General features: G+C 58.6%; 8 protein-coding genes. All 8 read left to right on the plus strand.

Annotated features, from left to right (window positions below; genetic code table 11):
• The coding region (locus tag E1H13_RS25750; RefSeq protein WP_206070380.1) for a transposase at positions 1 to 141 on the plus strand (141 nt) is incomplete at its 5' end.
• Positions 142 to 189: 48 nt separating this feature from the next.
• Positions 190 to 471, plus strand: a complete 282-nt coding sequence (locus tag E1H13_RS25755) for a hypothetical protein (RefSeq protein ID WP_169617827.1) — start codon at positions 190 to 192, stop codon at positions 469 to 471.
• Between the two features lie 376 nt (positions 472 to 847).
• Positions 848 to 1075, plus strand: coding sequence for a type II toxin-antitoxin system HicB family antitoxin (locus tag E1H13_RS27555; RefSeq protein ID WP_240966863.1), 228 nt, complete (start codon positions 848 to 850; stop codon positions 1073 to 1075).
• Between the two features lie 106 nt (positions 1076 to 1181).
• Complete coding sequence (locus E1H13_RS25765; RefSeq protein ID WP_169617828.1) at positions 1182 to 1364, plus strand: hypothetical protein; 183 nt, start codon at positions 1182 to 1184, stop codon at positions 1362 to 1364.
• Positions 1365 to 1532: 168 nt separating this feature from the next.
• On the plus strand, positions 1533 to 2273 hold the full coding sequence (locus tag E1H13_RS25770) for a methyltransferase (protein WP_169617829.1): 741 nt from the start codon (positions 1533 to 1535) through the stop codon (positions 2271 to 2273).
• 126 nt (positions 2274 to 2399) lie between these two features.
• The gene (locus tag E1H13_RS25775) at positions 2400 to 2561 is read left to right on the plus strand and encodes a hypothetical protein (protein ID WP_169617830.1); all 162 of its coding nucleotides are present in this window, start codon (positions 2400 to 2402) and stop codon (positions 2559 to 2561) included.
• A 577-nt stretch (positions 2562 to 3138) separates the two neighbouring features.
• The gene (locus E1H13_RS25780) at positions 3139 to 5403 is read left to right on the plus strand and encodes an AMP-binding protein (protein ID WP_169617831.1); all 2265 of its coding nucleotides are present in this window, start codon (positions 3139 to 3141) and stop codon (positions 5401 to 5403) included.
• A gap of 20 nt (positions 5404 to 5423) precedes the next feature.
• Positions 5424 to 7071 (plus strand): beta-ketoacyl synthase N-terminal-like domain-containing protein (locus E1H13_RS25785; RefSeq protein ID WP_347404224.1); only part of this gene is annotated, 1648 nt, incomplete at its 3' end.

Below are 7071 nucleotides of genomic sequence, written 5' to 3' on the forward strand. Positions count from 1 at the left end.
TTGAGAATAACGAATGGAGTTGTAGAGGGAATAAATAATAAGCTTAAGTTGATTAAGCGATTGGGTTATGGCTTTTCTAATTTCGACAATTTCAAGTTAAGAGGTTTGTTGCCGTGGGTATTTCCGTTTAAAGCAGCATAACCAGACCGGAAGAGCCGAATTGGCCTACCTTACCTACTTGGAAATATCTTGGAGGCGGAACTTATTTTCAATGTCATAGCTGCAGCATCTGTAATTCTAATTTGGGCCAGTATCTATGACAGTAGCGAAGCCTGTGTTAAGCACTTCACCCTCCGCTTCATTCTTTACCGCACCCACGCTATTCCCTGGAACTATGCCCGATTCCTCAACCACTGCACCGATCGCCTGCTGTTACAGCGGGTGGGCGGTCGCTATCGGTTCATTCACCGCCTGGTGCTGGAGCGGTTTGCCGCCATGCCGTTGGAGGGGCCTAGGGGAGTGGATGGGTAGATGGGTGGATGGGTAGATGGGGGCGATACAATTGGGGTGCGTAGGGTGCATTCACGGCTCATCAACTCAGGCCACATGCTCCAAGACCTTGCCCTTAGAGCCGCAATAAGTAGCCTGGGCTAATCAAACATCACACCCGCCGCTAATTTTCTCCCGAAAGGAGACGCTCACGTGAACGACTCCGCTCAGTCAGCTAGATTCTTTGTCCGGCAAGGGTTTGAGGGTTGAGCGAAGTCGAAACCCGTCTACAAGATAATTGAGCCTACCTACTTACACCACCTCATAAAATCGCTCTTGGCATAAATTCTCTGCGGTGCATTGCTGCGCTAATGCACCCTACGGGACACACTATTCAGGAAAAAGAAGGAGACACTTCATGAAGCGAATTCAGCAATTTACAGCCTTGATTGAGCGAGAAGATGAGGGTTATGTAGCGCTATGTCCAGAATTGGATATTGCCAGCCAAGGTGACACCGTCGAGGAAGCCAGGACAAATTTAATTGAGGCCATCGAGCTTTTTTTTGAAGCTGCCGACCCGTCAGAAATCGCTTCTCGCCTAAGGTCAGAGGTATTTACCACCCGGCTGGAGGTGAGTATTGGCTAAACTCAGAACGTTTTCTGGCAAAGCCATTCGGCAATCTCGGTTGGCGCGGTCTCTCTTTGAGAGCTAGGATTACTGACTGCTCTGGCGAAAGCACTAAAAAGTGAGTATGAAATCTTTGGATGCTGAAGAAGCGGCGATTTTAGCGTCGGTTGAGCTGGGCGAGTGGCAATCTGTGCCCAACCTGTCTGAAGAAGTTAAGCGTTATCAACGCTATGCTCCTCATAATAGTATGCCAAGATCCCAGGGTTCTTGGGCTGGCTGGCCATTAATTGTGGACATTCCAGGTTAGAACCCTCCTAAGAAAACAATGCTTCGATTGTAGGGTGGGCTCTGCCCACCAGCCCCAGGAAACGCCCTTACAAGGTTTCTTCTTGCTCTATCGAAGAGCAATGCTGTTCGTTAACCGCTGGGATCTGTAACGGCGTTCTAGACAACCTTTCCCTCGGAGGTACCGGCGATGAACGAGCTGAAGGAGATCAATCGTCGATTGTCCTGGCAGTACTTCTTCCATGGGCAGTGGCAGCACCTGCTGCTGGTGCTGGTGCTGGTACCGGGAGCCATGGCCCTGGCAGAGCCGGGGTTGACCGGCGGAAGCTGGCTGGGGGTGGGCGATCGCCCCTGGGCTTACGGCCTAATCGCCGCTGTGGTCATCCACCAGGTGCTGGTGTGGCTAGTGTGGCGATCGCAGCTCTGCTTTGGCACCGTCAGTCGGCTCCTGGGCCGGGCCGATTTAGCGGTGTGGATGGTGCTTTTCTTTCCCTTACTGGTGGCCCGGATGGTCATGACTATTGCTGTGGCCCGTAGCGCACCGGGCACCCTGGAGCTACCAACCGGCGTGGCGATCGCCCTGGGGACATTACTGTTGGTGCCTGCTCTCTACACCCTCTGGTCGGTGTTTCGCTACTTTGGCCTGGCGCGGGCGGTAGGGGGCGACCACTTTCGTGCCCGTTACTGGACCATGCCCTTGGTCAACCAGGGGGCCTTTCGCTACAGCGGCAACGCCATGTACACGTTCGGACCGCTGCTGTTGTGGACGATTGCGCTGTGGAGTCAGTCCCGCGCCGCCCTGGCCCTGGCCCTGTTCCAGCAGGCTTACATTTGGGTGCACTTTTATTGCACCGAAGCGCCCGATCTGGAGGTGCTTTACGCCAGCGCCCCGCCCCCTACCCCAGGGGACCTATCGCCGTCGCCTGGATAATACGGAATGGGGCGATCGCCCTTTGGTCGGGACAGCGATCCCCCAGTGGTGAAACACAACATTGACAACAGGCTCTAAGCTGGATGAAGCGCGATCGCGCCTGACCACAGCCCTACTCTGTATCTTATGGATCGTTCCAAACTTGTTGCGGTGATTACCGGTGTGATTTCCCTGCTGCTAGCCATTGGCTATCTGGTGCTGGTGCAGTTACTCGACTTTCGGGGTGAGATGGTACCGGCCCCCTTATCGAGTTTGTCCATTGGAGGGTTGGGTCAATTGCTGTTCTAGTACCTAGCCAACCTGAGTGACAGCGGAATCTGCAACCTGGGGTTCACGGTTCGCGGTTCATGGTCCACGGTTCACAGATGGCCTTGAGCCGCAAGCCGTAGACCGTTAACCTCGTCACCCGTTATCGTTCACTCGATAGACTACTAAGATGACTTCCAGGAAACTTTCTACCGAGTGGTGGGCACTGCCCACCCTACGAAAGCTGCTAAAATGCCGCCCTGGTCCTCATGACCCTGCGGCATAAGTCAACCAATCATCCCCGACACCTAACACCTGTCACCTACCACCTATCACCTACCACCTCCCCCCCGGTTAATCCTAGGTAATGAGTTCCCTCTATTGGTATTCTAGAATGCGCTTAGGCAGTCCTGCCTTTTTCTGGGGATGGCTGCCTGGGTTTACCGCTGTTTCGCCGATGCAATAGTCTGGCTATGGTGCCGATTGAGCCAAGATCGAGTTTACTGTCTTTGAATAATCTTCCGGCTAGATTGGATGCTTGGCGATGGCGCTTAGGGCCACGGTCGGTAGGCCATAGGGCTGGTGACGGCACTGTGGGGCATCGGGTAAGGCTGGGGTTATGGTAAATCGAGAATTGACGCAGCCGGTGCTAGAGCGGGCACCTCAGCTGTCGACCTTTGTGGACCTGCTCGACTGGCGTACTCAGCAGACCCCTGATCGCACCCTCTATCGGTTCTTGCTCGACGGTACCCCCAACACCGCCGAGGTCATTACCTATGGGCAGTTCCAGCAGCGGGCTCGGGCGATCGCGGTGCTGCTGCGAGACCTGGGCTGTCAGGAGCAACCAGTGCTATTGCTGTACCCGGCCGGGCTCGACTATATTGCCGCTTTCTTTGGTTGTTTGTATGCCGGGGCGATCGCCGTACCCGCCTATCCACCCCGCCCCAACCGCTCCCTCGATCGGATCGAAGCCATGGTGCAGGATGCGGGGGCCACCGTCGCCCTCACCGACAGCCCCACCCTACAAAAGCTAGAGCGACGACTGGGGGAATCGGTAGGCCTGCGATCGCTCTACTGCCTCAGTACCGACGGCTTGCAGCCTGAGTTGGCCCAGCAGTGGCAACCCCCAGCTATCCAGGCCCGCACCCTGGCCCTGTTGCAGTACACCTCTGGCTCCACCGCCCTGCCCAAAGGGGTAATGATCAGCCACGACAACCTGCTACACAATTCTGAATTGATTAGCCGCTGCTTTGGCAACACTGCCGACAGTCGTGGTGTGTCCTGGCTGCCCCCCTACCACGACATGGGCCTGGTGGGCGGCATTTTGCAACCTCTGTATGTGGGCGCTGAAATGACCCTAATGCCCCCCGTAGCGTTTTTACAGCGGCCCCTGCGCTGGCTAGAGGCGATTTCCCACTATCGGGCCACCACCAGTGGTGGTCCCAACTTCGCCTACGACCTCTGTGTGCAAAAAACCACCCCAGAGCAGCGCCAAACCCTCGACCTCAGCCGTTGGCAACTGGCCTTTACCGGGGCCGAACCGATTCAGCAGGCCACCCTGGCCCAGTTTGCCGAGGCCTTTGCCCCTTGTGGTTTCCAGCCCGGTGCCTTTTACCCCTGCTATGGCATGGCCGAAACCACCCTGCTGGTCACAGGCGACTCGGCCCACCCAGAGCCCCAACACCTTACCCTCAAGGCCAGTGACCTACAAAACAACCGGGTCACCCCGGTGGCCCCCAGCGATGCCGATGCCGCTCGTCCCATCGTGGGCTGTGGCCAACCGGCCATCCCCGACCAGGTTTGCATTGTGAACCCAGACAGCCACCAACTCTGCCCCCCCAACACCATCGGTGAAATTTGGGTGCGCCAGTCCCGCAGCATAGCCCAGGGTTACTGGCGACGGGATGATGCCACCCAGGCCACCTTCCAGGCCACCCTGGCGGATGGGGAATCTGGCTCGTTCCTGCGCACTGGCGACCTGGGCTTTTTTAGGGGGGATGACCTGTACGTCACCGGGCGGCTGAAGGATCTGATTATTATTCGAGGCCGCAACCACTATCCCCAGGACATTGAAGCCACCGCCGAACAGGCCCATGCCTCCCTACGCCCAGGGGGTGGGGCGGCTTTCTCGGTGGCGGGGGCGGATACCGAGCACCTGGTGATTGTGCATGAGTTGGAGCGCACCGCCCTGCGCAATGCCGATCCTGAGGCGGTGGTGATGGCTCTGCGTCGCGCCATTGCCGCTGCCCACGACTTGCCGGTGGGGGCGATTGTGCTGCTGAAACCCAACGCCATGCCCAAAACCTCTAGCGGCAAGGTGCAGCGGCATCTGTGTCGGTCGATGTTTTTGGCCGGAGAGTTTGAGGTGGTGTATGAGTGGGCGATGACGGCGGCGGATTGGGGGGTTGGGGGAGATGGGGGAGATGGGGAAGATGGGGAGGTAGCGGCGGTAGAGCAAGGGGGCCGGGAGTTGGGTGGGGCGGTGTCCCTGGGGGTAGGCTTAGATACACCAGCGGCGATCGCCGATTGGATGGTGACCTGGCTGGCCCAAACCCTGAACGTCCCCAAGTCAACCCTGGATATTCGCCAGCCCCTGGCTGACTATGGCCTGGATTCTCTAGCGGCGGTGGAACTGGCTCAGGCCTTGGAAACGGCCCTGGGCATTTCCCTATCCCCTACCCTGGCTTATGAATATCCCACCATCGAGGCCCTGTCGGTCTATCTAGCCTCGGCCCTGGGGCAAGATCCAGAAGCCTTGCCCCAGGAAGATGCTGTGAGCTCTGGGAAAGTGGATCCTGGGGAATTGGAGCAGCTGGTTAGGGAATTAGAACTATTGTCTGATGCAGAGGTGCGGAATCTGCTCAGCCGTCAAGCTTATTATTAATGGAGTGTGGGAGTTAGCCTGTGGAGGATCTCGCAAGGCGAATTAGCAGCCTTTCCCCAGCGAAACGGCTGCTGTTAGAGCTAAAGCTACAGCGAAAACGAGGGCTACCGGAACCCATTGCCATTGTTGGTATGGCCTGTCGTTTTCCGGGGGCGCCAAATCTCCAGGCCTATTGGCGTTTACTGCTGGAAGGGCAGGACGCCATTCGACGGGTGCCTGCCGATCGCTGGGATGCCGATGCCTTTTACGATGCCGATCCAGGGGCCAGGGGCAAAACCTACTGCCCCTGGGGGGGCTTTTTGGATGGGGTAGACCAGTTCGACCCCGCCTTTTTTGGCATTGCCCCCCGGGAGGCTCCAGCCATTGACCCCCAGCAACGGCTGTTTCTAGAAACCGTCTGGGCCGCTCTGGAAGACGCCGCCATTGTGCCCCAGACCCTGAATGGTCAGCCGGTGGGAGTGTTTGCGGGGGCCTCCACCCTGGACTATGGTCAGCTGCTGTTGCAGGGGACTGAAGCGGTGGGTACCTACACCACCACTGGTCTGGCCTCCACTATGGTGGCGAATCGGGTCTCTTATCTGCTTAATCTCCAGGGGCCGAGCCTGACGGTAGATACTGCCTGTTCATCGTCTCTGGTGGCGGTGCATTTGGCCTGCCAGAGCCTGTGGAATGGGGAGGCTCAGCTGGCCCTGGCCGGAGGGGTTAACCTGATACTCACCCCCAGTGTTACCGTCGGCTTTAGTAAGCTGACGGCCCTGTCCCCCGATGGCCGCTGTAAGGCCTTTGATGCCGAGGCCAATGGCTTTGTGCGCTCGGAGGGGGTGGGTACGGTGGTGCTGAAGCCCCTGGGGCAGGCCCTGGCCGATGGCGATCGCATTTATGCGTTACTGCGCGGCAGTGCCACCAATCAGGATGGCCGTACTAACGGCCTCACGGCCCCCAATCCGGCGGCCCAGCAAGCGGTGGTCAAAGCCGCCTATGCCCAAGGGGGTATTGCCCTAGACCAGGTGGACTACATCGAAGCCCACGGCACCGGTACCCTACTGGGGGACCCGATCGAAGCCAACGCCCTGGGAAATGTGTTCCGCCCCTACCGGCAACCCGACCAGCCAGTGCGCTTGGGGTCGGTGAAAAGCAACATCGGCCACACCGAGGCGGCGGCCGGCATCGCCAGCTTAATAAAAGTGGCTCTGTGCCTACACCACCGCACCCTGGTCCCCAGTCTCCACTTCCATACCCCTAACCCCTACATTCCCTTTGACCAATTACCCTTGCAGGTGCAGCAGCAGCCGGAACCCTGGGCCATGGCTGACCCCATGACCATCGCTGGGGTCAGCTCCTTTGGCTTTGGCGGCACCAATGCCCATGTGGCCCTGCAGGCGGTACCCGCGATCGCCCCCCAGCGCCCCTGCGATCGCCCCCTGCATCTGGTCTGCCTATCGGCCCGCTCCCCCCAGGGTCTGGCCACCTACGCCCAGACCCTGGCCCAGTCTCTCACCCCAGACCAGGATCTGGGGGATATTGGCTACACCCTCAACGCCGGGCGCACCCCTTTCCAGCACCGGCTCACCTTCCTGGCCCCCGACACCTCCACCCTCCTGGCTGACCTCCAGCAGGTCTCCCCCACTTCCCCCACTTCCCCCACCTCCCCCACCTCCCCCACCTCCC

It is taken from the genome of Nodosilinea sp. P-1105 (assembly GCF_012911975.1).
Classification (GTDB): Bacteria; Cyanobacteriota; Cyanobacteriia; order Phormidesmidales; family Phormidesmidaceae; genus Nodosilinea.